Origin of the sequence: Chromobacterium sphagni (genome assembly GCF_001855555.1) — a bacterium.
GTDB lineage: Bacteria > Pseudomonadota > Gammaproteobacteria > Burkholderiales > Chromobacteriaceae > Chromobacterium > Chromobacterium sphagni.
Genome location: NZ_MKCT01000023.1, coordinates 21,169 through 47,846, shown reverse-complemented (window position 1 = coordinate 47,846; position 26,678 = coordinate 21,169). Strand labels below are relative to the sequence as shown.

General features: G+C 61.5%; 27 protein-coding genes, 1 tRNA gene and 3 pseudogenes. 24 read left to right on the top strand and 7 right to left on the bottom strand.

The window, feature by feature from the left end:
- Positions 1 to 12: 12 nt before the first annotated feature.
- The 6 genes from BI344_RS11995 (at position 13) to arcC (ending at position 6,856) form a co-directional block, all read left to right on the top strand.
- The gene (locus tag BI344_RS11995; protein WP_071113180.1) at positions 13 to 1,041 is read left to right on the top strand and encodes a CDP-6-deoxy-delta-3,4-glucoseen reductase; all 1,029 of its coding nucleotides are present in this window, start codon (positions 13 to 15) and stop codon (positions 1,039 to 1,041) included.
- Between the two features lie 177 nt (positions 1,042 to 1,218).
- Entirely contained in the window at positions 1,219 to 1,350 is a 132-nt protein-coding gene (locus BI344_RS22960; protein WP_083338704.1) for a DUF3149 domain-containing protein, read from the top strand.
- A gap of 551 nt (positions 1,351 to 1,901) precedes the next feature.
- Positions 1,902 to 3,353: an arginine-ornithine antiporter gene (gene arcD, locus BI344_RS11990; protein WP_071113179.1), complete on the top strand. Its 1,452-nt coding sequence runs from the start codon at positions 1,902 to 1,904 to the stop codon at positions 3,351 to 3,353.
- Between the two features lie 75 nt (positions 3,354 to 3,428).
- Positions 3,429 to 4,661, top strand: coding sequence for an arginine deiminase (locus BI344_RS11985; RefSeq protein WP_071113178.1), 1,233 nt, complete (start codon positions 3,429 to 3,431; stop codon positions 4,659 to 4,661).
- Positions 4,662 to 4,790: 129 nt separating this feature from the next.
- On the top strand, positions 4,791 to 5,801 hold the full coding sequence (locus BI344_RS11980) for an ornithine carbamoyltransferase (RefSeq protein ID WP_071113177.1): 1,011 nt from the start codon (positions 4,791 to 4,793) through the stop codon (positions 5,799 to 5,801).
- A gap of 110 nt (positions 5,802 to 5,911) precedes the next feature.
- Positions 5,912 to 6,856 carry a carbamate kinase gene (gene arcC, locus BI344_RS11975; protein WP_071113176.1) on the top strand — a complete coding sequence of 315 codons (945 nt, stop codon included), beginning with the start codon at positions 5,912 to 5,914 and terminating at the stop codon, positions 6,854 to 6,856.
- A gap of 77 nt (positions 6,857 to 6,933) precedes the next feature.
- On the opposite strand, the gene BI344_RS11970 is transcribed toward arcC, so the two are convergent.
- Complete coding sequence (locus tag BI344_RS11970; RefSeq protein ID WP_277620444.1) at positions 6,934 to 7,203, bottom strand: RebB family R body protein; 270 nt, start codon at positions 7,201 to 7,203, stop codon at positions 6,934 to 6,936.
- Between the two features lie 137 nt (positions 7,204 to 7,340).
- Entirely contained in the window at positions 7,341 to 8,384 is a 1,044-nt protein-coding gene (locus BI344_RS11965) for a patatin-like phospholipase family protein (protein WP_071113174.1), read from the bottom strand.
- 270 nt (positions 8,385 to 8,654) lie between these two features.
- On the opposite strand from BI344_RS11965, the gene BI344_RS11960 reads away from it, so the two are divergent.
- From BI344_RS11960 to BI344_RS11945, 4 genes are read left to right on the top strand one after another with little or no spacing between them, the layout of a single operon-like run.
- Positions 8,655 to 8,996: a PadR family transcriptional regulator gene (locus tag BI344_RS11960; RefSeq protein ID WP_071113173.1), complete on the top strand. Its 342-nt coding sequence runs from the start codon at positions 8,655 to 8,657 to the stop codon at positions 8,994 to 8,996.
- Positions 8,993 to 10,120: a DUF1700 domain-containing protein gene (locus tag BI344_RS11955; RefSeq protein ID WP_071113172.1), complete on the top strand. Its 1,128-nt coding sequence runs from the start codon at positions 8,993 to 8,995 to the stop codon at positions 10,118 to 10,120. The genes BI344_RS11960 and BI344_RS11955 overlap by 4 nt, the downstream gene beginning before the upstream one ends.
- A gap of 34 nt (positions 10,121 to 10,154) precedes the next feature.
- Entirely contained in the window at positions 10,155 to 10,448 is a 294-nt protein-coding gene (locus BI344_RS11950; RefSeq protein ID WP_139166979.1) for a DUF1700 domain-containing protein, read from the top strand.
- A 22-nt stretch (positions 10,449 to 10,470) separates the two neighbouring features.
- Positions 10,471 to 11,232 (top strand): hypothetical protein, encoded by a 762-nt coding sequence (locus BI344_RS11945; protein ID WP_071113170.1) that lies wholly within the window; start codon positions 10,471 to 10,473, stop codon positions 11,230 to 11,232.
- A 105-nt stretch (positions 11,233 to 11,337) separates the two neighbouring features.
- Here BI344_RS11945 and BI344_RS11940 read toward each other — a convergent pair whose 3' ends face one another.
- Positions 11,338 to 11,895 carry an adenine phosphoribosyltransferase gene (locus tag BI344_RS11940; RefSeq protein ID WP_071113196.1) on the bottom strand — a complete coding sequence of 186 codons (558 nt, stop codon included), beginning with the start codon at positions 11,893 to 11,895 and terminating at the stop codon, positions 11,338 to 11,340.
- A gap of 113 nt (positions 11,896 to 12,008) precedes the next feature.
- The gene (locus tag BI344_RS11935) at positions 12,009 to 13,307 is read right to left on the bottom strand and encodes an NCS2 family permease (protein ID WP_071113169.1); all 1,299 of its coding nucleotides are present in this window, start codon (positions 13,305 to 13,307) and stop codon (positions 12,009 to 12,011) included.
- Between the two features lie 163 nt (positions 13,308 to 13,470).
- Between BI344_RS11935 and gmk the strand changes: the two genes are divergently transcribed.
- The 10 genes and pseudogenes from gmk to BI344_RS11885 all read left to right on the top strand — a co-directional run bounded on the left by gmk (position 13,471) and on the right by BI344_RS11885 (position 22,520).
- Positions 13,471 to 14,103, top strand: a complete 633-nt coding sequence (gene gmk, locus BI344_RS11930; RefSeq protein ID WP_071113168.1) for a guanylate kinase — start codon at positions 13,471 to 13,473, stop codon at positions 14,101 to 14,103.
- Positions 14,104 to 14,186: 83 nt separating this feature from the next.
- Positions 14,187 to 14,393 carry a DNA-directed RNA polymerase subunit omega gene (rpoZ, locus tag BI344_RS11925; protein WP_071113167.1) on the top strand — a complete coding sequence of 69 codons (207 nt, stop codon included), beginning with the start codon at positions 14,187 to 14,189 and terminating at the stop codon, positions 14,391 to 14,393.
- Positions 14,394 to 14,412: 19 nt separating this feature from the next.
- Positions 14,413 to 16,569, top strand: a complete 2,157-nt coding sequence (locus BI344_RS11920) for a RelA/SpoT family protein (RefSeq protein ID WP_071113166.1) — start codon at positions 14,413 to 14,415, stop codon at positions 16,567 to 16,569.
- On the top strand, positions 16,566 to 16,775 hold the full coding sequence (gene thiS, locus BI344_RS11915) for a sulfur carrier protein ThiS (protein WP_204378004.1): 210 nt from the start codon (positions 16,566 to 16,568) through the stop codon (positions 16,773 to 16,775). The genes BI344_RS11920 and thiS overlap by 4 nt, the downstream gene beginning before the upstream one ends.
- Positions 16,776 to 16,810: 35 nt before the next feature.
- Positions 16,811 to 17,604 (top strand): annotated as a pseudogene (locus BI344_RS11910) (thiazole synthase).
- A gap of 163 nt (positions 17,605 to 17,767) precedes the next feature.
- Positions 17,768 to 17,980, top strand: a complete 213-nt coding sequence (gene rpsU / locus BI344_RS11905; protein WP_043578765.1) for a 30S ribosomal protein S21 — start codon at positions 17,768 to 17,770, stop codon at positions 17,978 to 17,980.
- Between the two features lie 114 nt (positions 17,981 to 18,094).
- Entirely contained in the window at positions 18,095 to 18,541 is a 447-nt protein-coding gene (locus BI344_RS11900) for a GatB/YqeY domain-containing protein (RefSeq protein ID WP_071113165.1), read from the top strand.
- A 21-nt stretch (positions 18,542 to 18,562) separates the two neighbouring features.
- Positions 18,563 to 20,350 carry a DNA primase gene (gene dnaG, locus BI344_RS11895; protein WP_071113164.1) on the top strand — a complete coding sequence of 596 codons (1,788 nt, stop codon included), beginning with the start codon at positions 18,563 to 18,565 and terminating at the stop codon, positions 20,348 to 20,350.
- Between the two features lie 77 nt (positions 20,351 to 20,427).
- Positions 20,428 to 22,353 (top strand): RNA polymerase sigma factor RpoD, encoded by a 1,926-nt coding sequence (gene rpoD, locus BI344_RS11890; RefSeq protein ID WP_071113163.1) that lies wholly within the window; start codon positions 20,428 to 20,430, stop codon positions 22,351 to 22,353.
- A gap of 89 nt (positions 22,354 to 22,442) precedes the next feature.
- Positions 22,443 to 22,520, top strand: a tRNA-Ile gene (locus BI344_RS11885).
- 260 nt (positions 22,521 to 22,780) lie between these two features.
- On the opposite strand, the pseudogene BI344_RS25245 reads toward BI344_RS11885, so the two are convergent.
- A pseudogene (locus BI344_RS25245) lies at positions 22,781 to 23,347 on the bottom strand (IS5 family transposase); the annotation flags it as partial.
- Positions 23,348 to 23,349: 2 nt separating this feature from the next.
- Between BI344_RS25245 and BI344_RS11865 the strand changes: the two are divergent.
- Positions 23,350 to 23,879, top strand: a pseudogene (locus BI344_RS11865) (transposase); the annotation flags it as partial.
- Between the two features lie 119 nt (positions 23,880 to 23,998).
- On the opposite strand, the gene BI344_RS26145 reads toward BI344_RS11865, so the two are convergent.
- Together BI344_RS26145 and BI344_RS22950 are read right to left on the bottom strand one after the other, a co-directional pair.
- Positions 23,999 to 24,154 (bottom strand): transposase, encoded by a 156-nt coding sequence (locus tag BI344_RS26145; RefSeq protein WP_420837162.1) that lies wholly within the window; start codon positions 24,152 to 24,154, stop codon positions 23,999 to 24,001.
- A 158-nt stretch (positions 24,155 to 24,312) separates the two neighbouring features.
- Positions 24,313 to 24,516: a cold-shock protein gene (locus BI344_RS22950; RefSeq protein ID WP_083338705.1), complete on the bottom strand. Its 204-nt coding sequence runs from the start codon at positions 24,514 to 24,516 to the stop codon at positions 24,313 to 24,315.
- Between the two features lie 426 nt (positions 24,517 to 24,942).
- On the opposite strand from BI344_RS22950, the gene BI344_RS23885 reads away from it, so the two are divergent.
- The 3 genes from BI344_RS23885 (at position 24,943) to BI344_RS11850 (ending at position 26,653) form a co-directional block, all read left to right on the top strand.
- Positions 24,943 to 25,215, top strand: coding sequence for a hypothetical protein (locus BI344_RS23885; RefSeq protein ID WP_071113158.1), 273 nt, complete (start codon positions 24,943 to 24,945; stop codon positions 25,213 to 25,215).
- Between the two features lie 96 nt (positions 25,216 to 25,311).
- Positions 25,312 to 25,698 (top strand): hypothetical protein, encoded by a 387-nt coding sequence (locus BI344_RS11855; protein WP_139166975.1) that lies wholly within the window; start codon positions 25,312 to 25,314, stop codon positions 25,696 to 25,698.
- A 61-nt stretch (positions 25,699 to 25,759) separates the two neighbouring features.
- Entirely contained in the window at positions 25,760 to 26,653 is an 894-nt protein-coding gene (locus BI344_RS11850) for a DUF3667 domain-containing protein (RefSeq protein WP_071113156.1), read from the top strand.
- Positions 26,654 to 26,678 lie beyond the last annotated feature (25 nt).

Below are 26,678 nucleotides of genomic sequence, written 5' to 3'. Positions count from 1 at the left end.
TTGAGATACGACATGACTTGCCAGGTGAAGGTGCTCCCCAGCGGGCATACATTCGGTGTGGAAGCGCACGAAACCATTCTTGAGGCCGCTCTGCGCCAGGGCGTGGGCCTGCCTTATGGCTGCCGCGACGGCGCTTGCGGCGCCTGCAAAGGCAAGGTAGTGGAGGGAGAGGTCAGCCAGGACGGCTTCCAGGAGAAGGCGTTGTCGGCCAGCGAACAGGCGCAGGGCCTGGCCTTGTTCTGTTGCGCCAGGCCGCAGGGCGACATCAGCATCGAGGTGCGCGAACTCACCGGCATGGGCGACATCCAGATCAAGACGCTGCCGTGCCGCGTGGAAAAGATGGAAAAGATTCATGACGTAGCGGTGCTGAAGCTCAAGCTGCCGGTGTCCGAGCGCCTGCAGTTCCGCGCCGGCCAGTATATCGACATCCTGATGAAGGATGGCAAGAAGCGTAGCTTCTCCATCGCCAATGCGCCGCACGACGACGCCTTCCTCGAATTGCACATCCGCCACCAGCCGGGCGGCTCGTTCTCCGACTATGTGTTCAGCCAGATGAAGGAGCGCGAGATCATGCGCTTCAAGGGCCCGCTGGGTTCCTTCTTCCTGCGCGAGGATTCGGACAAGCCCATCGTCCTCATCGCCAGCGGCACCGGCTTCGCGCCGGTCAAGGGCATCATCGAGCATGCGATCCACCACGGCATCCAGCGCCAGATGGTGTTCTACTGGGGCGCGCGCAGCAAGGCCGACCTTTACATGGCCGACCTGGCCGAGAGCTGGCAGGCCGCTCACCCGCATATCACCTTCATTCCGGTACTGTCCGAGGCGCTGCCGGAAGACAACTGGAACGGCCGCGCGGGCTTCGTGCATCAGGCGGTGCTGGAGGATTTCGCCGACCTGTCCGGCTATCAGGTGTACGCCTGCGGCGCGCCGGTGATGGTGGAGGCGGCGCATGGCAGCTTCACCCGCGAGCGCGCTTTGCCGGAAGACGAGTTCTTTTCCGATGCCTTTTTCCTGTCCAAGGACATGAAGAGTGGAAAGTAGACAGATAAATTGCTGATTTGCATACAGAAAGCCCCCGGCTCGTGCCGGGGGCTTTTTATTTGTTCTGCATCAATTCGCGTCGGGCGGCGGTTTGATGTGGGTCAATTTCCATGTCAGAATAATGGCTATTATGTCGTCAGCTAAGGATGTCGAGGCCGCGGGCCGGAAGGAGGAATCATGGAATTGTTGACCCTGTTGATGTCTGACGACGTGGGCCGCTTGAGCCTGCTGACTATCGTCGTGACCATGCTGGTGGTGCTGGGCGCGTTGTGGGTGATTTTCAAGAACATCAACAAACCCGGCAAGTAAGGTTTTGTACTCCTGCAGTTTTGGCATTTCCTCTTGATGTGTGTGTTGGCGGGTACGGCGGTGGGCCGTATCCGCTTTTTTTTGCCATGTCTGGCATCGTGAATGGCTGAACTTTCCCTGCGGGCCCGGGGTCTGTTTAATGATGGCAAAAGAATTTCAGCTCGGCGTTTTGACTTGCCATTGTCCTATAGGCGCTTGCGTCCCCGCTTATCCGCACCGGAATACAGCTGGAAATTCTGTATTTTTTGTCCGAGGTCATGGCATCCGCGATGCCGGCTTCTGTTTCGATGCTTCCCGCCTATGCTGAATTTTGCCGCGGTATCCGGCGATGACGTTTTGTCAGGGCATCGACGGGCATGACGCCTTGTCGCAAGCCCAGGTCGCATCTGCAGAGGTCGGCGGGTAGCCTGCCAAGTCCGCTTGATGTAAGTCAACTGAACAGATGACACGTCTGGAAACCCTGCTTTTGCCGGGTATACCATTATTTCAGATGATAAGAATTTAATAATAAACACGAATGCTCGGTTTACATCTCAGATCGGAGAACGAAAATGTCCACAGAAACTGCAAGTCAAGCCGGTATCGCCGAAAGCGCCTCGCCCAGGCTTAAACTGGGCGCGCTGACAGCGCTGGTCGTCGGCTCGATGATAGGCGGCGGCATCTTCTCGCTGCCGCAAAACATGGCTGCCGGCGCCGGCGCCGGCGCCATCCTGATAGGCTGGGCCATCACCTTTGTCGGCATGCTGGCGCTGGCCTTCGTGTTCCAGATGCTGGCCTCGCGCAAGCCTGAAGTGTCGGGCGGCGTCTACGGCTACGCCAAGGCCGGTTTCGGCGACTACATGGGTTTCAACTCGGCCTGGGGCTACTGGATTTCCGCCTGGATCGGCAATGTGTCCTACTTTGTGGTGATGTTCTCGGCGCTGGCCTTCTGGATTCCGGCCTTCGGCGACGGCAACACCCCCACCGCCATCGTCTGCGCCTCGGTGCTGCTGTGGTGCCTGCACTTTCTGGTGCTGCGCGGCGTGCACGGCGCGGCCTTCATCAACACCATCACCACCATCGCCAAGCTGGTGCCGCTGGCGCTGTTCATCCTGCTGATCGTGTTCGCTTTCAAGGTGGATACCTTCAATCTGGATTTTTGGGGCAACGCCAAGCTGGGTTCCATCGTCGATCAGGTGAAAAGCACCATGCTGGTGACGGTGTGGGTGTTCATCGGCATCGAGGGCGCGTCGATGTTCTCCGGCCGCGCCGACAGCATGAAGGACGTGGGCAAAGCCACAGTGATCGGTTTCCTGCTGACCATCGCCTTGCTGGTGGCGGTATCGGTGCTGTCGCTGGGCGTGATGACCCAGCCCGAGCTGGCCGCATTGAAGAACCCGTCCACCGCCTACGTGCTGCAGAAGGCCTTCGGCACCTTCGGCGCCAATCTGATGAACGCTGGTCTGGTGATCTCGGTCGGCGGCGCGCTGTTGGCCTGGACGCTGCTGGCGGCCGAAGCGCCTTACCTCGCCGGCAAGGACGGCGTGATGCCCAAGGTGTTCGGCACCGTCAATGGCAACGACACCCCGGCCGCCTCGCTGTGGCTGACCAACGGCCTGATCCAGCTGTTCCTGGTCATCACCCTGTTCAGTTCGGCCGGCTACCTGGCGCTGCTGTCGCTGGCCACCTCGATGATCCTGATTCCCTACCTGTTGTGCGCCGGCTATTCGCTGTTGGTCGCCAGGCGCGGCGAAGGCTACGCCCAGGGCGAAAGCGCCGCCAAGGAATTCTGGACCGCCGCGCTGGCCACGGTATACGGCGGATGGCTGATCTACGCCGCCGGACCCAAGTATCTGTTCCTGTCGATGATCCTGTACGCGCCGGGCCTGCTGTTCTACCTGTGGGCCAAGAAGGAACGCGGCGAGAAACCGTTCAACCTGATCGAGGCGGTATTGGCCGCGGCGGTGGTGGTGTTGGGCGTGATCGCCACCTGGCAGCTGGCCGTTGGCCATATCAGCCTGTAAGCAAGAATTTCGAAATCCAGTCGCGGGGGCGGATGGCTCGCCCCTGAAGTCAAACAAGACTCAAGGAGTATCGTTATGACCAAGTTCGGTGTTCATTCAGAGTGCGGCAAGCTGCGAACCGTGATGGTGTGCCGTCCCGGCCTCGCTCACAAGCGCCTGACCCCCGACAACTGCCACGACCTGCTGTTCGACGATGTGATCTGGGTGGAGCGCGCGCAGAGGGACCATGCTTATATGGTTGAACAGATGCGCGCCCGCGGCATCGAAGTGATCGAGGTGCACGAGGCGCTGGCCAAGGTTCTGGACGACAAGGCCGCCCGCAACTGGGTGCTGGACCGCAAGGTGAAGGCTGACAACGTCGGCATCGGCATGCTGCACGATCTGCGCGGTTGGCTGAACGAGATGCCATCGTCGCAGCTGGCCGAGCACCTGGTTGGCGGCATCGCCAAGTTCGAGCTGCCGTTCGACCCGAAAGGCCTGTTCGGCGGCTATCTCGACCAGTCCGAATTCGTGATCCCCCCGATTCCCAACAGCCTGTTCCAGCGCGACCCGTCTTGCTGGATCTACGAAGGCGTGACGCTGAACCCGATGTACTGGCCGGCGCGGCGCCAGGAAACGCTGGTGTTGCAATCGATCTACCAGTTCCACCCTTACTTCGCCGGCAAGGCCAATATCTGGTGGGGCGACTGCGACAAGGACCACGGCGCGGCGACGCTGGAAGGCGGCGACGTGATGCCGATTGGCAACGGCACCGTGCTGATCGGCATGGGCGAGCGCACCAGCCCGCAGGCGGTGGTGCAGGTGGCCAAGCGCGTGCTGGGCCGCGAGGGCGGCGCCAAGCGGGTGATCGCCTGCCAGATGCCGAAATCGCGCGCCGCGATGCACCTGGACACCGTGTTCAGCTTTCTCGACGTCGACCTGCTGTCGGTATTTCCGGACGTGGTGGACGACATCGTCTGCACCAGCATGTACGCCGGCGACCGCGAGGGCGAGATCCGCTTCGAGCGCCATGAGGGCGTGAAGCTGGTGGAGATCGTGCGCCAGGCGCTGGGCTTGAAGGAAATCCGCGTGATCCAGACCGGCGGCGACGCCTACCAGCGCGAACGCGAGCAGTGGGACGACGGCAACAACGTGGTGGCGCTGGACCGCCGCGTGGTGGTGGCCTACGACCGCAACACCTATACCAACCGCCTGATGCGCGAGCACGGCGTGGAAGTGATCGAGATTCCGGCATCCGAGCTTGGCCGCGGCCGCGGCGGCGGCCACTGCATGACCTGCCCGATCATTCGCGACGAAATCAAGCTGTAAGGCAATCCATTCTCCGGTCGGCATCCGGCCGGAGAGACCGAATACCGTTTGTTTGCACAAGACAGGTTGACCGCCGGTTTCCACGGAAACGGCGGCCGGCTTGCCCAGACTCTAATCAGGAGCAATATCATGGCTTTCAATCTGCGCAACCGCAACTTCCTGAGAATGCTGGACTTCACCCCGCGTGAGATCCGCTACATGCTGGACCTGGCTCGCGACCTGAAGCGCGCCAAATACTCCGGCACCGAGCAGCAGCACCTGAAGGGCAAGAATATCGCCCTGATCTTTGAAAAGACCTCCACCCGCACCCGCTGCGCGTTTGAAGTGGCCTGCTTCGACCAGGGCGCCAACGTCACCTACCTCGGGCCGTCCGGCTCGCAGATCGGCATCAAGGAATCGATGAAGGACACCGCCCGCGTGCTGGGCCGGATGTACGACGCCATCGAATACCGCGGTTTCGATCAGGACATGGTGGAAAACGAGCTGGCCAAGTTTGCCGGCGTGCCGGTGTACAACGGCCTGACCGATGAATGGCACCCGACCCAGATGCTGGCCGACGTGCTGACCATGTGGGAGAACAGCGACAAGCCGATTTCGCGGATCAGCTACAGCTACCTGGGCGACGCCCGCAACAATATGGGCAACTCGCTGCTGGTGATCGGCGCCAAGCTGGGCATGGACGTGCGCATCGGCGCGCCGAAACACCTGTGGCCGACCGACGAGCTGGTGGCCGAGTGCCGCGAGATCGCGGCCAAGACCGGCGCGCGCATCACCCTGACCGAGGACGCCAGGGAAGCGGTCAAGGGCGCCGACTTTATCCACACCGACGTCTGGGTGTCGATGGGTGAGCCGGCCGAAGTGTGGGCCGAACGCATCCGCCTGTTGAAGCCCTACCAGGTCAACGCCGCGCTGATGGCCGCCGCCGGCAACCCGCAAGTGAAGTTCATGCACTGCCTGCCGGCCTACCACAACAGTGAAACCAAGGTGGGCAAGGAAATCGCCGCGGAATATCCGGAACTCGCCAACGGCATCGAGGTGACCGAGGACGTGTTCGAGTCCGAGGCCTGCATCGCCTTCGAGCAGGCGGAAAACCGCATGCACACCATCAAGGCCATCCTGGTGGCGACGCTGGGCGACTGACGCGATGCCGCAGCCGGCGCAAGCCGGCCCGATATCACACCGACCGGCCAAGGCCTCCTGACCGGAGCCCTTGGCCGGCGTCGTTGAAAAGACCGAGAGAAGGAAACATTATGCGAGTCGTCGTAGCCTTGGGCGGCAATGCCCTGCAGCGTCGTGGCGAAGCCATGACCGCCGACAACCAGCGCGCCAACGTCAAGGTGGCCGCAGAACAACTGGCCGCGGTCACCCGGCTGGGCCACAACCTGGTGATGTGCCACGGCAATGGGCCGCAAGTGGGCCTCTTGGGCCTGCAGAACGACGCCTACGCCCGCCATGTGGACGGCAAGGTGACGCCGTATCCGCTGGATGTGCTGGGCGCGCAGACCGAGGGCATGATCGGTTACATGGTGGAGCAGGAGCTGGGCAATGTGCTGCCCTTCGAAGTGCCGATCGCCACCATCCTTACCCAGACCGAAGTGGATCCTAACGATCCGGCGTTCAAGAATCCCACCAAGTTCGTCGGCCCGGTGTACGGCAAGGACGAAGCCGAGAAGCTGGCGGTGGAAAAGGGCTGGGTAGTGAAGGCAGATGGCGAATACTTCCGCCGCGTGGTGCCGAGCCCGAAGCCGAAGCGCATTTTCGAGATGCGGCCGATCAAGTGGCTGATCGAGAAAGGCGTGGTGGTGATCGCGGCCGGCGGCGGCGGCATTCCCACCATGTACCAGGGCGACAGGCTGGTGGGCGTGGAGGCGGTGATAGACAAGGATCTGGCTTCGGCGCTGTTGGCGCGCGAGGTGGATGCCGATTACTTCGTGATCGCCACCGACGTGAAGAGCGTGTTCGTCGGCTGGGGCACGCCGGAGGCCAAGGCAATCCGCCACGCGCACCCGGACGAGATGGACAAGCTGGGTTTCGCCGCCGGTTCGATGGGGCCCAAAGTGGAGGCGGCCTGCGAGTTTGCCCGCCTGGCCGGCAAGAAGGCGGTGATCGGCGCGCTGGAGGATATCGAGCGCATCGTCAAGGGCGAGGCCGGCACGGTGATCTCCACCGCGCGGCCGGGCATAGAGTGGTACTGATCCGTCCGGAAACGGCGCAGTAAAAACGCAGGGCTGCCAAACGGCAGCCCTTTTTTCTTGCTCTGGCGCGAAAGGGCTTATCCGGATTTGAGCTGGCGGATCAGCGTTTCCAGCTCCGCCGGCTCCCGCGCCTGGCCATCCGCGTCGGAGTCGGCGTCGTCGATTTGCGTCACGCCCTGGTTGACGGCGGCCTGGCCCGCCATGCCCGGTTGCTGCTGGGACGAGGTGGCGCTTTCCCACAGGATGCCGCTGGCGTGGGCGATGGCCTGGTTGACGGCGACGACGGCCATGGCCGGGGCCTCGCCCAGCACCTTGACGTTGCTGGCCTGGGCGGCGGCGTCGGTGATCTGGCAGTTGACTGCGGTGGGGGGCCTTGGGAATCGCGCCGAAATCGCGCGCGTCCGTATCAGATTAACCGGTCGCGTTGGCGGATTGAATCGTTGCGACTACGCAGCCTGGCCGGCCATCGGGATGGCCGGGCCGATCAGGCCTTGATGCTCAGCTGGCGCGCGTATTGCCGGCAAGCGTCCTTGCCGGCCTGGTAACCGGCTTGATACAGCCGCGACAGGTTGGAATATGACCAGTCCAGTTCCTCGCGCGAGGTTTCCTTGCCGATGTGGGCGTCGAAATTGATCTTCAGCACCTCGGTGCGCGGCTGGCCGCGCTCGTCGCGGTTATGCAGCGCTTCGAACAGCCTGAGGTCGTCGCGGGCGATGGCGGTGAGCGGAGCGATGATGGATTGCACCCAGGCGTCGTACAGATTGCGCGGCGGGTGCAGCAGCCTGTCGCTGCCGAGCACGTCGAACACCACGGTGTAGTCGATGTGCGGATGCAGCTCGAACAGGCGCTTGAAGTTGAGGGTGTCGATGGCGGCGCCCTCGATGTAGTCGCCGTCCTCCAGACGATAGGGCGGGTAGATGAAGGGGAAGGACAGCGCGGCCAGGAAATGGTCGTGGTTGATCTCGCGCTTGTCCCAGCAGCGCATGGCGCCGTGGGTGATGTTGTAAGCGTTGAGGTAGAACTGGGGCTGGATGTCTTTCAGCTTGGCGAAGTCGACCACCTGGTCGATGAAGGGCACGTGCGCGCACATGCCCTGGCTGTCGCCGCTCAGGCTGCTGGGGCTGAAGCTGGCCAGCAGCAGCGAGGTCCAGTCGGCCAGCAGCCGCTGTGCCGGCCCCTGGTCGGCCTGCTGCTGTATCGCCTGCAGAACGGGGTTGCGCGCCTGCAGCGCGCGCCAGGCGTCCGCCAGCATGCCGGGCTTGTTGAACACCTTGTAGTTGACCGGGAACAGCTTGTAGATCGGGTCGGACACGCCCAGATCTGCCAGTTTGCCGAGCGCGGAGATGGCGTCGCCCTGCTTGGGGACGGCATAGAGCAGGCCGACGAGGGCGCCGGCGCCGGAGGCGGAGATGATGTCGAACTTGACGCCGGCTTCGGTAAGCGCCACCAGCGCACCGGCCATCAGCGTGGCGTTGGGCGCGCCGCCTCCCAGTACCAGAGCGATGGATGGTTTTGCGGATTGAGCCATGACGTATTTCTCCCATTTGATGTCGTTGGCGAGGACAGGGGCATGTCTGCAGTATGGTTGCTGGGCAGACTTTTGCAACGCAGGCTGCGGCCAAGCGCTTGTAGCGGAAAAACCTCAGCCGGATTCTTTTGTCATTACACAATGAAAGATACCTTGCTATACAAGGTATCTTGTCATACAGTTCAGTCAGACATCCGGATGCAGCAGTCCATCGATGTTGCTTGCAATGCAAGGTATCATGTATTGCCAGTCTATTAGGAAGGCTAAGAGATGAAGACGCAATTGAAAAAGGGCACGCTGGACATGTGCGTACTGGCGGTGCTGGCCCAAGCCGACAGCTACGCCTACGAGCTGGTCAGCAAGCTGTCGCAGGGAATGGAAATCAGCGAAGGCACCATCTATCCGTTGATGCGCAGGCTGCAGAACGAATCCTGGGTCAGCACCTATCTGGTTGAGTCGTCATCCGGGCCGTCGCGCAAGTATTACAAGCTGACCGAAGCTGGGCGGCTGGAGCTGGCGACGATGCGCCAGGAGTGGCAGGAGTTTGTGGCCGAAGTGGAAAACGTGCTGCGGGATGACCCGGCGGCATCGACAGAAGGGACACTGCAATGACGCGCAAAGACTTTTTACAGCAGCTGGAGCGGGCGCTGTCCGGACTGAAGCCGGAAATGGTGCGCGAAATCCTCTCGGATTACGACGAGTATTTCAACGACGCGCTGGCCGACGGCCGCGACGAGGCCGAGGTGGTGGCGGCGCTGGGCAGCCCGCAGAAACTGGCGCGCGAACTGAAGGCGCAAAGCCACTACCGGCAGTGGGAGCAGCACCGCTCCTTCGCCAACCTGTCGCGGGTGATGGTGTCCATCGCCGGGCTGGGCGTGCTCAATTTCTTCCTGGCCCTGCCTTTCCTGGCCTACCTGTTGTTTCTGACGGTCGGCTACATCGTCTCGCTCAGCTTCCTGGTGGCCGGGCTGGCGGTGGTGGTGGGCTGGGGCAGCCACAGCCTGTTCGGCTGGCCGCAATTCACCAGCGACGGCTCCGGCTGGTATATCGGTCGCCATGGCGATTATATCGGTCGCTATGGCGACAATGGGGCGGAAATGGCCTTGAGCAGCGATAAGAACGATCACGCCGGGCAGGTCTGGATTGATAACGGCCGCTTGATGCTGAACCCGGACGATGGCGACCGTTTCGAACTCAAGACCCGGCGGGGCGACTCGCTGCTGGTGTTCAAACAGCAGGGGAAATTGAAGGTCGATGCCAGCCAGCCGACCGTGCGCCAGCTTGCCCAGATTGAGGATGGCGAAGTCAGCATCAATGGCCGCGCGATCCGCGAACTGACTTTGCGTGAAGACAGCGGGGATGTGTTCACCGCCCGCGTCGATGACAACAGCCGCTTGGTGCAGTTTGACGCCTCGGCCGGCGGCACCGCACTTAAGCTTGCCGCCAATGGGCCGAAAAGCAGCATTTTGCTGAACGATGGCGGCAGCGCGCTGGAAATTTCAGAAAGCAAGATCGCGTTGAAAGATGGCACCGACCACATTCAGATCGACGCCTTGCCCGGCCTGTCGGTGGGAATGAGCGCGCTGGTGGTGGGTTTGGGCTTGTTGCTGAGCGGCGCGCTGGGACTGGTGTTCTGCGTGTGGCTGACCCGGCTGACCTGGCGAGTGCTGGTGTCCTATGTGAAGTATCAGATCGAACTGGTGTCCGGCAAGGACCGCGAAAACGCCGCGGCCTGAACCAAAACTTTGCAATCCAATGGGAGTGTTGATCATGAAAAACGATGCCTGCCTGCAGCAATTGCAACTGACTCTGGTGGAACTGCCGGAAGCCGAGCTGCGCAAGATCCTCAACGACTACCGCGGCTATATCCGCGACGCGGTGTCCGACCGCGGCAGCGAAAATCGCCTGCTGGCCATTCTGACCGAAACCCGGCAACTGGCCGCCGCCGCCTTCGCCCGCCGCCGCATCCTGCGCCACAGCCGCGGCCAGCTGGCGATCCAGGCGCTGGCCATCAGCGCGGCGGTCATCGTCAATGCCGCCAGCTACTGGCTGTATCTGCACTGAAACCATGGCAAGGAGAACCCTGATGAGCATAGCCAAGATCGCCGCCGGCCTGCTGCTGACAGCCAGCGCCGCGGCCCGCGCCGAGGAGGCCGGCAGTATAGACCGGCTGAATTTCCGCGGCGACGCCGCCAAGCTGGAGCTGACCGCCGACGCGGCCAAGCCTTACAAGCTGAGCCTCGAGAAGCGCAACTGGTCCGACACCGGTTGCAAGGTGCTGACCACCCGGCAGGGGGGCGAGCTGACTTTCCGGATCGACCTGGGAGCGGTGGCCGCCGAGCGCTGCGCGCTGGTGATCCGCGGCAACGTCAAGCCGGGCAAGCAGCTGGATGTAGACCTGAAGGCGGTGAACGGCGATATATCCGGCCAGTTCGACAAGGTGCGGATTCACGGCCAGGCGGTGCACATCGACCTGAAGGGCGCTTACGGCGCGATAAATCTGTCCGGCGATGCGGTCAAGAGCGATGTGAAAGGCAATGTCGGCGAGTTGAGGGTGAAGGGCGAAGCGGTGAACCTGGACTTCAAGGGCGTTAGCAAGCTGGTGGCGCTGGACGGCCAGGCGGTTACGGCCGACCTCGCGCTGCAGGGCGCGCAGCCGGCGGCGAGCGTCGAGGTCAATGGCCAGATGGTGAAACTGGATTTCAGCGCCGGCAAGACGGCGAAGCTGGATTACCAGGTGGAAGGACAGGCCAACAAGGTGAGCAGCGACTGGATCAATATGCCGGGCGCGCCGCTGAAGGTGAGGGTCAAGGGCCAGGCGGTTAAGGTGTCGTTGGCTCAGGATTGAAATACGGTATGACTCCGTGTCCCTTGCCCGGCCTTGCGCCGGGCTTTTTTTCGGCCATGAAAAAAGGAGCCGGAGGCTCCTTTTTCGATGCGGCCAAGACGGGGCTCAATGGCCTTCGTAGCTGCAGACGGTGAACAGGTCCAGGCCGCCGTCGCGCACCAGCTGGGCGCCGCCCAGCTCCGGCAGTTCGATGATGGCGGCGGCCTCCAGCACGTCGGCGCCCATGCGCTTCAGCAGCTTGTAGCCGGCCATCATGGTGCCGCCGGTGGCCACCAGGTCGTCGATCAGGATCACGCGGTCGCCCGGCTTGCAGGCGTCGGTGTGCATTTCCACCGCGGCGTTGCCGTACTCCAGCTCGTACTCTTCCTCAACCGTGGTGAAGGGCAGCTTGCCCTTCTTGCGGATGGGAACGAAGCCGACGTTCAGCTCGTAGGCCAGAACCGAACCGATGATGAAGCCGCGCGCGTCGAGGCCGGCCACCAGATCCACCTTCTCGATCATGTAGCGATGGACGTAGATGTCGATCAGCATGCGGAAGGTTTTCGGGTTTTGCAGCAACGGGGTGATGTCGCGGAACATCACGCCTTGTTGCGGCCAGTTGGGCACGGTGCGAATCCAGCCCTTCAGGTAGCTGGAGTAGTCGAGATTGCTGAGGTTTTCCATGGCGCTATTGTACTTCGAAATCAAGAGACTGCGATATTTGCCGATGGGCGTCGGCCAACAATAAGGCCCGCCGCTGTGGCGGCAGGCCTTTTTGCCAGGCGGTGCTCAAGTTTTCAGGCGAAGAAAGCCAGTTTGAACACCCACAAGGCGGCGATCACCAGCACCGCCGGCTTCAGGTCGGCGAAGCGGCCGGCCAGGATCTTGATCACCGCGTAGCTGATGAAGCCGAAGGCGATGCCGTCGGCGATGGAGAAGGTGAACGGCATCGCCAGCGCCGTCATCACCGCCGGGGCGGACTCGGTTAGGTCGTTCCATTCGATTTCCGCCAGGCCCCGGGCCATCAGCACCGCCACATAGCACAGCGCCGGCGCGGTGGCGTAGGCCGGCACAGTGGCGGCCAGCGGCGACAACCACAGCGCGGCCAGGAACAGCAGCGCCACCACCACGGCGGTGAGGCCGGTGCGGCCGCCCACCGCGGTGCCGGCGGCGGACTCCACGTAGGCGGTGGTGGACGAGGTGCCCATCATGGCGCCGGCGGTGATGGCTATTGAATCCGCCATCAGCGCGCGCTTCAGGCGCGGCAGCTTGCCGTCCTTGTCCAAGAGGCCGGCGCGGTGCGATACGCCCACCAGGGTGCCGGTGGTGTCGAATAGGTCGACGAAGAAGAACACGAAGATCACGCCTATCAGGCCGGCATGCAGCGCGCCCTGGATGTCCATCTGCATGAAGGTCGGCGCCATGCTCGGGATCGGCGATACCACGCCCTTGAACGGCGACAGGCCAAGCGCGATCGACAGCACGGTGACCACCAGGATACCGATGATGATGGAGCCGGGCACCTTGCGGTATTCCAGCGCCACGATCAGGAAGAAGCCGAAGATGGCCAGCAGGGTGGTGGGGCTGTGGATGTTGCCCAGCGTCAGGTAGGTGGCCGGATGGGCGGCGATCACGCCGGCGTTCTTCAGCGCGATGATGGCCAGGAACATCCCCACCCCGGCGGAGATGGCGAACTTCAGCGATTGCGGTATCGCGTTGACGATGGCTTCGCGCACCTTGAACAGGCTGACCGCCAGAAATACCAGGCCGGAGATGAACACCGCGCCCAGCGCGGTTTCCCATGACAGGCCCATGCCCTTGACCACGCTGAAGGTGAAGTAGGCGTTCAGGCCCATGCCCGGCGCCAGCGCGATCGGGTAGTTGGCCACCAGGCCCATGATGGCGGTGCCCAGCGCGGCGGCGAGGCAAGTGGCGACGAACACCGCGTTGAGGTCCATGCCGGTGCTCGACAGGATCAGCGGATTGACCAGGATGATGTAGGCCATGGTCAGGAAGGTGGTGAAGCCGGCAATGACTTCGGTCCTCACCGTGGTGCCGTGTTCCTTGAGCTTGAACAAGCTTTCCAGCAGTTGCATGAAGCGGTACTCCGGGCGGGTTGCATGAGTATGAAAACGGCGGCATTATCGATCAGCAGGGTCTGAAACACCTAAATCTTGACGTGAAAATATGTCTCTGCTTAACAATCGCCGCCCCGCTGTGCTATCCTGAAAAATTACTCTCCGGCAAACGTTTGTATTTATGAGCCAGCCTATCGGGAACATTTACATCGTGGTTGCGCCGTCCGGCGCCGGCAAGACTTCCCTGGTGGCCGCTCTGCTGCAGGCCGAGCCCAGCGTCGAATTGTCGGTGTCCTACAGCACCCGTCCGGCGCGCAAGGGCGAGATCGACGGCAAGCATTACCACTTTGTCGACCGGGCCGTCTTCGACGCCATGGTGGCGCGCGGCGATTTCCTCGAGCACGCCGAAGTCTACGGCAACTGCTACGGCACCAGCGCGCCATGGATACGCAGCCGGCTGGAAGTTGGCCAGGACATCCTGCTGGAAATCGATTGGCAGGGCGCCGAGCAGGTGCGCAAGGTCTTCCCCGGCGCGGTCGGCATCTTCATCGCGCCGCCCTCGATCGAAGAGCTGGAGCGCCGTCTGCGCGGCCGCGATACCGATACCGAAGACGTCATCCTGCGCCGGCTGGCCTCCGCCCGCGCCGAGATCGACAAGATCGCCGAGTACGACTACATCGTGGTCAACGACGACTTCGAACGCGCCCGCCAGGACCTGATCAGCATCGTCCGCGCGCGCCGTCTGCGCAGCGAGGTGCAGTGCCGCCGCCTGGCCGAGATGTTCCGTTACATGGGCAGCGCCGGCGCGCAGTAAAAATAGTCCGTCCTTGCTGTATTGCAAAGGCGAAAATTCGATATAGTGAACCCCATAACCCTTACATCTAGCTGAGAGAAACCATGGCCCGCATTACTGTTGACGACTGCCTGGACCGCATCCAGAACCGTTTTGACCTGACTCTGGCCGCCGCTTACCGCGCGCGTCAGGTTGCCTCCGGAGCCACCTCTTTCGTAGAGCCGGGCCGACACAAGCCGACCGTGGTCGCCCTGCGTGAAATCGCAGCCGGCCATGTCGGCAAGGAAATCCTCAATCGCGGCAAGGCCTGATTGCTGGACGGAGTAGATGATGGGCACCGGCATAGAGACAGGCATTGACTACAACGCCCTGATCGACTCCGACGCGGCGGCGTTCTTCGGGAATGCCGCGCGTTATCTCAAGCCGGAAGACATCGAGCTGCTCCGGTTGGCCTTCTCGGTCAGCCGCGAGGCGCACGAAGGCCAGACCCGCAAGAGCGGCGAACCCTACATCACCCACCCGCTGGCGGTGGCGACTATGCTCGCCGAATGGCGGCTGGACGTGCAGGGCTTGGCGGCCGCCTTGTTGCACGACGTGCTGGAAGACACCGGCGTCACCAAGCCGACGCTGATCGAGAAGTTCGGCAAGATCGTCGCCGATCTGGTGGACGGCCTGTCGAAGCTGGAAAGGCTGGAATACCAGACCAAGGAAGCCGCGCAGGCGGAGAGCTTCCGCAAGATGGTGCTGGCGATGGCGCGCGACATCCGTGTGATCATCGTCAAGCTGGCCGACCGGCTGCACAATATGCGCACGCTGGACTCGATGCGCGAGGACAAGCGCCGCCGCATCGCGCTGGAAACGCTGGAAATCTACGCGCCGATCGCCAACCGCATCGGTCTGAACAAGGTCTACCGCGAACTGCAGGACCTGGCGTTCAAGCATCTGCACCCGCACCGCTACGGCGTGCTGTCCAAGGCGGTGCGCGCCGCGCGCGGCAACCGCCGCGAAGTGGTCAACAAGATTTTGCAGGCGGTCAGCCAGCGCCTGGTGCAGAGCAATATCGAAGCCACCATCAAGGGCCGCGAGAAGAACCTCTACAGCATCTACAAGAAAATGCAGGAGAAGCATCTGTCTTTCTCCGAGGTGCTGGACATCTACGGCTTCCGCGTGGTGGTCAACGACATTCCCGCCTGCTATCTGGCGCTGGGCGCGCTGCACAGTCTGTACAAGCCGATTCCCGGCAAATTCAAGGATTACATCGCCATTCCCAAGGGCAATGGCTATCAGAGCCTGCACACCACGCTGTTCGGCCCCTACGGCACGCCGGTGGAGATGCAGATCCGCACCCGCGAAATGCACAGTGTGGCCGAGGCCGGCGTCGCCTCGCACTGGATGTACAAGAGCGGCGGCGGCGTCAACACCGCGCAGCAGCGCACGCACCAGTGGCTGCAGAAGCTGCTGGACATGCAGGAGGAGAGCGACGACGCGGTCGAGTTCCTGGAACACATCAAGATCGACCTGTTCCCGGACGAGGTCTATGTGTTCACGCCCAAGGGCAAGATCATGGTGATGCCGCAGGGCGCCACTCCGGTGGACTTCGCCTACGCGGTGCATACCGACGTCGGCCACCGCTGCATCGCCGCCCGCGTCAACCACGCGCTGGTGCCGCTGCGCACCGTGCTGCGCAACGGCGACACGGTGGAGATCATCACCTCCACCCAAGCCAAGCCCAATCCGTCGTGGCTGGCCTTCGTGCAGAGCGGCCGCGCCCGCTCCGGCATCCGCAATTACCTGAAGAGCCTGCAGCGCGAGGAAGCGGTGGCGCTGGGCGAGAAATTGCTGCGCCAAGCAGTTGGCGCCTTGGCGACCACGCCGCTGGCGGTCAGCGACGACCTCCGGGTGGAATATTTCGCCGCCTACGGCGAGAAGATGAGCAGTTTCGACGATGTGCTGGCCGAAATCGGCACCGGCAAGCTGCTGCCCATCGTGGTGGCGCGCCGCATGCTGGAGCTGGCCGGCGAGAGGCTGGGCGAGGGCGTGCGTGTCGGCCCCATCACCATCCGCGGCAACGAGGCCGGCATGGTGCAGCTGTCGCCTTGCTGCAATCCCTTGCCCGGCGACGAGATATTGGGCGTGATCACCAAAGGCCAAGGCCTGGTGATACACCGCACCGGCTGCCCGAACGCCCGCCGCGCCGACCACGACAAGCTGCTGGAAGTGAATTGGGAGGCGCAGCGCGACCGGATGTTCGGCGTCACCGTCGGCGTGCTGTCGCGTAACGAGCGCGGCGCGCTGGCCGATATCGCCACCGCCATCTCGCAGGCGTCGGCCAATATAGAGAGCGCCGACACCCAGGATAGCAGCCGCGATGGCGATGGCCTGTTCAACATCCACTTCCGCCTGCAGGTGGAAGGCGTCGAGCATCTGGAGCGCGTGCTGAACGCCGTCCGCCAGCTGGGGGTGGTGCAACGCGTGGAGAGAAGATGAATCAGTTGAATCTGCATATCAACGGCGAGGCCAGGCGCTTCGTCGGCGTGTCGACGCTGGCCGAACTGGTAGTGGCGCTGGAGTTGACCGGCAAGCGGGTGGCGGTGGAGCGCAACGGCGAGATCGTGCCGCGCAGCCAGTATCCGCAGGCGGCGCTGGCCGACGGCGACGAGCTGGAAATCGTGGTGGCCGTCGGCGGAGGCTGAGGCTGTCTTACCGTATCGAAGGGAAGGGGAAGCAGGTGAGCGATCAACTGGTGATAGCCGGCAGGACATTCAGTTCGCGGCTGTTGGTGGGGACCGGCAAGTACCGGGATTTTCAGCAAACTGCGGAGGCGCTGGACGCCGCCGGCACTGAAATCGTCACCGTGGCGATCCGCCGCGTCAATCTGGGGCAAAACGCTAACGAGCCGAATTTGTTGGACTTTTTGCCAAAGAACCGGTATAACCTGCTGCCCAATACGGCGGGGTGCTACTCCGCCGAGGACGCCATCCGGACTTTGCGGCTGGCCCGGGAGCTTCTCGACGACCATCGTTTCGTCAAGCTGGAAGTGCTGGGGATCCGAACAATCTGTACCCCAATGTAAAAGAAACCCTCAAGGCCGCCGAAGTGCTGGTGGCGGAGGGCTTCGACGTCTTGGTCTATACCTCGGACGATCCCATCGTCGCGCGCGAGCTGGAGCAGATCGGTTGCTGCGCGATCATGCCGCTGGCCAGCTTGATCGGTTCCGGCATGGGGATACTCAATCCGTGGAACCTGCAACTGATTATCGAGCAGTCCAAAGTCCCGGTGCTGGTGGATGCCGGCGTGGGCACCGCCTCCGATGCGGCGGTTGCGATGGAGTTGGGCTGCGACGGCGTACTGATGAATACCGCGATTGCCGGCGCCCGGCAACCGGTGCTGATGGCGCATGCAATGAAACTGGCCGTGGAAGCTGGCCGAGCCGCCTATCTGGCCGGTCGGATGCCGAAACGTTTTTATAGTGCAACGCCAAGTTCTCCTAGTGAGGGGGTGATTTCTTCCGTCAAGTCGTGATGTTCATGGCCCAGGCTGGCCGCGCCAAACCGCGCAAAACACCACAAGATGACCTGACGTTGTCGTTTCAGACTTTTACAAATGCAGTAACATTGCTAAAATGCTGTTTTTACAGGCGGCGGCCCTGGCCGCGCCCTAAAGAAATCTAAGGACCCTTAAGTAAATGCCGAATATTCGCGTTAAAGAGAACGAACCGTTTGAAGTTGCTCTGCGTCGCTTCAAGCGCGCTGTGGAAAAGACTGGTCTGCTGACCGAACTGCGCGCCCGCGAGTTCTACGAGAAGCCGACCACCGAGCGCAAGCGCAAGCACGCTGCTGCGGTTAAGCGCCACTACAAGCGCATCCGCAGCCAAATGCTGCCGCCGAAACTCTACTAAGAGCTTCCCGGCACCAAGCAGGACCGCAGGCCATGCCTGCGGTTTTGCCATTTGTACTTCCGAATTCCCTCTTCTGCTGCCCCAGGGCAGTGCCTGCATCCTAGTGAGCACGACATGAGCCTCAAAGTTCGCATCACCGACGACATGAAGTCCGCCATGAAGGCGAAGGAAACCGGCAAGCTGGGCGCGATTCGCCTGTTGTTGGCCGCCGTCAAGCAAAGGGAAGTGGACGAGCGCATCGAACTGGACGACGCCGGCATCATCGCCGTCATCGACAAAATGATCAAGCAGCGTCGCGACTCGATCGCCCAGTACCAGACCGCGCAGCGTCAGGACCTAGTGGACAAGGAGCAGGCCGAGATGGACGTGCTGATGGCTTATATGCCGCAGCAGTTGAGCCAGTCCGAAATCAAGGCGCTGATCGTCAAGGCGGTGGCCGAAACCGGCGCCGCCGGCATGCAGGACATGGGCAAGGTGATGGGCGCGCTGCGTCCGCAACTGGCCGGCCGCGCCGACATGGCGCAGGTGTCCGCTTTGATCAAGGCCACGCTCAGTGCCTGAGCGTAGTCGGGTCGCGCTGTTTTGATTCCGCAGGATTTCATTGATCAGCTGCTGTCCCGCGTCGATATCGTCGACGTGGTGGACCGCTACGTTCCCTTGAAGAAGGGCGGGCAGAACTATATGGCCTGCTGCCCCTTCCACAAGGAAAAATCGCCCTCATTTACGGTAAGTCCCAGCAAGCAGTTCTATCACTGCTTCGGCTGCGGCGCGCACGGTTCGGCCATCGGCTTCGTGATGGAGTACCAGGGCATAGGCTTTGTCGACGCGGTCAAGCTGTTGGCCGAAGGCATAGGCATGCAGGTGCCCAACGAGCGGGTGGTCAATCCTGAAGCCAGCCGCAAGGCGCGCGAGAAGCAGGTGTCGCTGGAACAGCTGATGCAGCTGGCCAACGATTTCTACCGCCGCGAGCTGAAAAGCGGGCCCAATGCGGTGGCCTACTGCAAGGGCAGGGGGCTGTCCGGCGAAATCGCCGCGCGCTTCGGCCTGGGCTACGCGCCGGACGGCTGGCAGAACCTGGAGGCAATCACCGACAACTACCAGGATGAAAAACTGGTGGAGGCCGGGCTGGTGATCGTGGCCGAGGACAGCGGCCGTCGTTACGACCGCTTCCGCGACCGGCTGATGTTCCCGATCCGCAACCAGCGCGGCGCCATCGTGGGCTTCGGCGGCCGGGTGCTGGGCAAGGGCGAGCCGAAGTACCTGAATTCGCCGGAAACGCCGTTGTTCGAAAAGGGCCGCGAGCTGTACGGCCTGTACGAGGCGCGCCAGGCGATACGGGATAAAAACCGGGTGCTGGTGGTCGAAGGCTATATGGATGTGGTGGCGCTGGCGCAGTACGGCGTCGGCTACGCGGTGGCCACGCTGGGCACCGCCACCACCGGCGAGCATGTGCGCAAGCTGCTCAAGCATGCCGATCAGGTGTATTTCTGTTTCGATGGCGACAAGGCCGGCTTGAAGGCGGCTTGGCGCGCGCTGGAGAACAGCCTGCCGCAGCTGGTGGACGGCAAGTCGCTGAGCTTTTTGTTCTTGCCGTCCGAGCACGATCCGGACAGCTATGTCCGCGAATTCGGCACGGATGCGTTTGAGCAGTTGTTGGAGCAGGAAAGCCTGCCGCTGTCGGTGTATTTCACCCGCGAGCTGTGCCGGGAGGTCAATCTCAGCACGCCGGAGGGCAAGGCCGACCTGATTCGCCGCGCGGCGCCGCTGTTGGCGCAGATCAGCGCGCCGGCGCTGGGCTTCATCATCAAGAAGCGTTTGGCCGAACTTGCCGGGGTGGAAGTCGACGAGTTCGACATGCTCACCGGCGGCAAGCCCAGGGCCGAGCGGAGCAGGAGCGGGCGGCGCGATTACAAGCTGCCGGCCGAATCGCAGCGCCAGATCAACACCACCATGGTCAAAAAACTGATCAAGTGGCTGTTGATGAACCCCGGCTGGGCCGGAGACGTGCAATTGCCGGACAGCATGGCGCTGTCCGACGAACTGGCCTGCTTCGCGATGCTGGCGGAGCGAGTGCAGGAGCATGGCGAAGAGCCCAATACCGCGCAGCTGATAGAAGGCCTGCGCGGCACGCCCTACGAGGGTCTGATAGACAGCGTGCTGCAGCAGGCGATGCAGGACCCGGACGAGTTTGCCGATCCCAGCGAGGACGACCGGCAGCTGTTCCAGGACGGCAACGCCAAGCTGTTGAAAATGCTGCATGCCGCGCAGTTGGAGCGGCTAAAACTGAAGGACCGGCACGAAGGGCTGACTTCCGAGGAAAAAGCCCTGTTCGGCCAGTTGTGGCGGGAAATGTTCTCGTCGCCGAACTAGCAGGTTCGGCGGAAAAACCCAGGTAGTTGTGTTATAATCAACTGTTTTTTTCGGCTTTTTTTCAAGCAGGAAGCGAAATGGCGGCCTCTCCCGAAAACCAGAAAGATGTGCAGGACAGCCAACAGGAAGTGATGAGCCTGGAAGAGCAGCGGAAACGCTTGCGCCAGCTGATCGCCCTGGGCAAAGAGCGTGGGTATCTGACCTACGCCGAAATCAACGACCACCTGCCGGAAGACGTATCCGACGCCGAGCAGATCGAAAACATCGTCACGATGATTGCCGGTCTGGGGATCCAGGTATGCGAAGAAGCGCCGGACGCTGAAACCTTGCTGATGTCCGACGCCACGCCGGCGGTCGCCGACGAGGATGCGGTGGAAGAAGCCGAGGCGGCCCTGTCTTCGGTCGACTCCGAGTTCGGCCGCACCACCGACCCGGTGCGCATGTATATGCGCGAAATGGGTTCGGTGGAGCTGTTGACCCGCGAAGGCGAAATCGAAATCGCCAAGCGGATCGAAGACGGCCTCAAGTACATGATCCAGGCCATCTCCGCCTGCCCCGGCACCATCGCCGAGGTGCTGGAGCTGATGGAGCGCGTGGCGCGCGATGAAATCCGCGTCGACGAAGTGGTGGACGGTTTCATCGACCTCAATGCTCCGACCGAGCAGGACCCCCAGTTCGTCGAGCCTGATGCCGACGACGAGCTGCTCGACGAGGAGGAGGAAGAGGACGAGGAGGCCGAGGAGGTCGACGCCGACGCCGACGCCGCCGCCAATCTGGAAGAGCTGAAGCAGGAAGCGCTGGAGCACTTTGCCGGCGTGCGGCTGTTGTTCGACAAGATGGTCAAGGTGCTGAACAGCAAGGGTCATCAGAGCAAGGAATACCTGGAGCTGCAGGACGCGATCACCACCGAGTTCATGCTGGTGCGCTTCGCCACCCGCCAGGTGGAAAGCCTCTGTGAGTCGCTGCGCGGCCGCGTCAACGAGATCCGCACTTACGAGCGCGATATCCAGGATATCTGCGTCAGCCGCGTGCGCATGGAGCGCGCCCACTTCATCAAGGTGTTCCCGGGCAACGAGACCAAGCTTGACTGGGTGGAAAAAGAGATCGATTCCGGCAAGGCCTGGAGCGAGGCGCTGACCCGCTTCAAGCACGCCATCATCGAGAAGCAGACCCGCCTGTCGGATCTGCAGGACCGCGCGATGCTGTCGATCAAGGCGCTGAAGGAGATCAACCGCCAGATGTCGGCGGGCGAATCCAAGGCTCGCCGCGCCAAGAAGGAAATGATCGAGGCCAACCTGCGCCTGGTGATCTCCATCGCCAAGAAGTACACCAACCGCGGTCTGCAGTTCCTGGATCTGATCCAGGAAGGCAACATCGGTCTGATGAAGGCGGTGGACAAGTTCGAATACCGCCGCGGCTACAAGTTCTCGACCTACGCCACCTGGTGGATTCGCCAGGCCATCACCCGCTCGATCGCGGACCAGGCGCGCACCATCCGCATTCCGGTGCACATGATCGAGACCATCAACAAGATGAACCGCATCTCGCGGCAGATCCTGCAGGAAAGCGGCCGCGAGCCCGATCCGGCGGAGCTGGCCGAGAAGATGGAGATGCCGGAAGAGAAGATTCGCAAGATCATGAAGATTTCCAAGGAGCCCATCTCCATGGAAACCCCGATCGGCGACGACGACGATTCCCATCTCGGCGATTTCATCGAAGACCAGAACAACCTGGCGCCGTCCGATGCTGCGATGTACTCCAGCCTGAAGGACGCCACCAAGGAAGTGCTGGACACGCTGACCCCGCGCGAGGCGAAAGTCCTGCGCATGCGCTTCGGCATCGACATGAACACCGACCATACGCTGGAAGAGGTGGGCAAGCAGTTCGACGTGACCCGCGAGCGCATCCGCCAGATCGAAGCCAAGGCGTTGCGCAAACTGCGTCATCCCACTCGTTCGGAGCGCCTACGCAGTTTCCTCGACAACGAGCCGGGCGGCCAGTAAGCAGCCAGCCTGTCTTGTAAAGAATCCCCAAGCATCCTGAATAAAGGGCTTGGGGATTTTTCTTTTTACCTGCTATAATTGCGCGCTCTGGGCCTCTAGCTCATGCTTGGTTAGAGCAGCGGACTCATAATCCGTTGGTGCCGAGTTCGACTCTCGGGGGCCCACCAAAAATTCAAGGGGTTGCGCGCAAGCGCAGCCCTTTTTGCTTTGTCGGGTTCAGCAAAGGTTCAACGCGCGTAGTGGGTTCAGTTTGCGGGTTGCGCTCAGATGATCGGGCGAAAGATGGGCGTAGCGCATGGTCATGGTGAGGTTGTGGTGGCCCAGCGCTCTTTGCGGTATCAGGATGTTGCCGCCGTTCATCATGACGTGACTGGGCTTTGTTGCATGACCCCGCCCAAGAACGTGCGTCTCCTTGCCCAGGGCGAATTCAGCCCATCGCTGCTGCTGCCACGGTCTTCGGCAGCCCAGAGCGATAAAATGGTTCAATAACGCCGCGCGTACTTGCAGTTCCGCCACCTGTCGATCAAAGGTGCGCGCCATCACCCGGCTACCCGGTCGCTTGAAATTCCGCCAGACTGCGGCGGTGATAGCCGCTCCAATGCTTCCAGATTCGCCGCCCCAAGCGTTTGCACGCCGCGATCGCGACGTTGCGCACCTTGCTGCCGGTGATTTTCGACTTCGACGGCTTGGCGTTCTTGCGCGGCGGAATCTCCGGCATGATCCCTCGGCCAAACAGCGCAGCGTAACGACCCTGTGCGTCATCGGCGCCATCCAGCGTCGCCGTGGCAGCCGGCTCCTCCGCCAGTTGCATTCACAACTCCGGCAGTATCAGCGCGTCGCCCACACCGTTGCCGGTCACCTCGATAGCTCGGATTTCCAGCGTTTCGGCGTCAATGCTCAGGTGTGCCTTGCGCCACTGCCGACCATCTTCGGCGCCGTGCTTTTTGCGTTTCCACTCGCCTTCGCCGAGAAACGGGATGCTGGTGCTATCGATGCATCCTGGCTCGTTTGGCAGAACGACTGCCAGCGATGCTAATCGACACCTTTCGCGAGCAATGGCGTGGTTTGACCCAGCTGGATCAGCAGATTGATGCGATTGAAAGCCGCTTGCGCCAATGGATGCATACAGATGCCAAGGCCAAGGCGATTGCTGAAATCCCAGGTGTGGCTTGTTGACTGCTACTGCTGCCGTCGCGGCAATGGGCGATGCCAAAGTACTCAAGTCCGGACGCGAGTTTGCCGCTTGGCTGGGGCTGGTTTCCAGGCAAACGGGCTCCGGCGGCAAGATCAATCTGCACGGCATCAGCAGGCGGGGTGATGCCGACTTGCGCACCCTACTGATACACGGTGCGCGTGCAGTGTATTACTGCCGATCCGAGACATGTCCTTGGTTGGTACAGGTTAGTCAGCGGCGGGCCAAGAATGTAGTGATCGTGGCGCAAGCTAACAAGATAGTCAGAACGATCTGGGCGGTGCTGGTCAGAGAGCAGGCGTATCAGGCAAACCACATCAGCATTAGGCCATGACCTGCTACCGGCAAGGTAAACAAGCCATAGGAATTGCGTTGAAAGGTTGCGCAGGCAATCAAGTGTGATGACAAACCAGGTAGGGCCGAGACTTGTGAAACCTGTATCAGGTGCCGAGCTTATAGGCTCGCGAACAGAATGAGGCGCCAGTCAGCGGATTTCATCGGGGTCCGCAGCAAGATGGACTGGATGGCAGTGTCGGTATATTTGGCAGGCCGGCCGTTGTTGCCGGCGGACTCGGCCAGCCATTGCATGTCTTTGTCAAGCCAGACCAATCATAAGGCAGGAATGCCTGCAGGAGCCGGGACAGTTCACAATGGTTACAACAATGCCCAGGGATGGCGCCACTTGGCGTGGCTATCCAGTGATGCCAAAATGGAAGGCCTAGGCAAAAAAAAAGCCCACTAGGGGCTTTTTTAATAGCAGCAATAATTTAGAGAGGCTGAATGCCAGATGCTGCCGGACCCTTTTGGCCCATGGCTCTGGTGAAGCTCACTTTTTGGCCTTCATTCAGCGATTTGAATCCATCGGCGCGAATTTCAGAAAAATGAGCGAACAGATCATCACCACCATTGTCCGGGGTGATAAAGCCAAAACCTTTTGCGTCATTGAAAAATTTAACGATACCAGTTTCCATAATTTACTCCTTGTGTCGGTTAAGGGCAATAAAATGCCGAAAAGCATGATAGTCAAGGAATAGATAAGGAAACAATGAAGACCAGCTGGGTGGGCAACGAGGTGTCGATAGATATGGCGCTTGAAGATCCTGCTTTTTTATTATGCACAGGTTGTTTTTCTATTGTCAACAAGATTTGTTATCTTGAAAGAATGTAGGCTGACCGCGCCCACGGCAAGTTGCATAAATAATTTTAAAATTTATTGAAAATGACTAGGGCCTGTTAACACTAATCTCCATGCTGGCACTTGATCTGAGATAGTGTCGGCATGGAACTGATCCCTGAATAGTTTTCTCGCATCCAACATTGCCTGCCACAACAGCGAGGCAACGTCAGCATGACCAATCTCCAAGTCATTAACGCCATCCTCCTATATGGAAAGTGAAATGGCGCATCTAGTGGAAACCATGGCCGATGTTGGCTCCACGCTATGGCATGGGCTGGGCAATCGTTTGTCTGAGGAGCTGCCGGTGGAGATCTGGCAGCGTGAGGCGGGTATGGATTGGCCGCACCATGCTGCGGGGCATTTGCAATTTGCCAATGGCCAGCGGCCGGCTTTCAGCGGGGTGGCCGCCTGGGTGGAGGATGCGGACAACGGAAGGGTGCTGCAGGTGGTGGCGGCAAGCTGCGCGCGTTGGATGCGATGGCGGATGGCCTGATCAGAGGGGCAGGCTGGCGTGGTTTCATGCCGGTGCTATGATTTTCCGCCTATGCAAGACTGTGCCAGCCATCAAACCGCCAAAGGAGCCTGCTCCGTGTCGCCAGCCGAAGCCCGCCGCATCGTAGAAGCTCTCGCCAATGGAGTGGATCCGGATGGCGGAGAATTATTGCCGCCGCAGGCGGTGTTCAACCAGCCTGGTGTAATACGGGCGCTGTTTCTGGCGGCGCGCGCGTTGCAGTTGGTGGAGAACCGGGAGCAGGCGCGGCGCGCCTTGCCGGACCACGGCGGCCATCCCTGGTCCGAGCTGGAGGATAATCAGCTGTTGCAGGCTTTCGACGCCGGCCTACCCTTGAAACAGATCGCGGCCGACCACGGCCGCAGCCGCAGCGCGATCTCCGCTCGGCTGGTGCGGCTGGGGCGTTTAAGCGAGCCGTCCGCGCTGGAAGCGGTGGGCGACGCGAAGGTAAATAGTCTGGATTAAAAATGTTTTTGGCATGATTGGGGCGGGGCTAAGATTCGCCTTTTCGTCCGCCAGTCTGCCCATGTGCCCGCGCCAATCTTCCTCATCCGGCCATTGCGCCAATTGCAACCACCCGGTCAGCGGCCGGTTCTGCCCGGAATGCGGCCAGAAGACCCATATCAAGATTCCCACGCTGTGGGAGTTCATTCATGAGTATCTGCACCACCATGTCAGCATGGAGAGTGCGCTGACGCGCAGCCTGTGGCTGCTGGCGGCGCAACCGGGCCGTTTGACCGAAGAATATCTGCTGGGGCGGCGGCAGCGTTACGTCAAACCGCTTCAGCTCTATCTGACCATCAGCTTCTTCTTTTTTGTGCTGCTTGGGCTAGCGGGCGGGGCGATGGTGTATTTCGATAAATCGGATGCGAGTCCGCAGACGGCTTCCTTGTCCAAGGCCGTGGCAAGCGATCCGGAGGTGCGGGCGGCATTTGGCGGGGACTCCAGCCAAGACTCGGTAATCCTGAGTACCGGAAACCAGCTATCCGACCTTTGGCTGAAACGCTGGGGCGATCATCTGGGCAAGGAGGTCAAAAGATTCCGCGAGCAGCCGGAAGAGGCCAATGCCGAGCTATTGCATTCCTTGCGCGGCCACGCGCCGTTTGTGTTGTTCAGCCTGATGCCGCTGTTCGCATTATTGCTGCGGCTGGCTTATTTCGGCCGGCACCGGGTGTATGGCATGCACCTGGTGTTCACGCTGCATTTCCATGCCTGGCTGTTTCTGGTGTTGTGCCTGGGTTTCGTTTTGACAGCGGTTTCCGCCTGGCTGTTTTTTGCCGGCACGCCGGTTTATTTGTGGCTGGCGCAGCGTCGGGTGTATGGCGGCGGCAAGTTCGCGCTCGCCTTGCGGACGCTGGGTTTGCTGCTGATATACACCGTGCTGGTTTGCCTGGGGATGGTGGTGCTGGTATCGCTGTAGGTCGGGACGGAAACGGGGCCGGAGC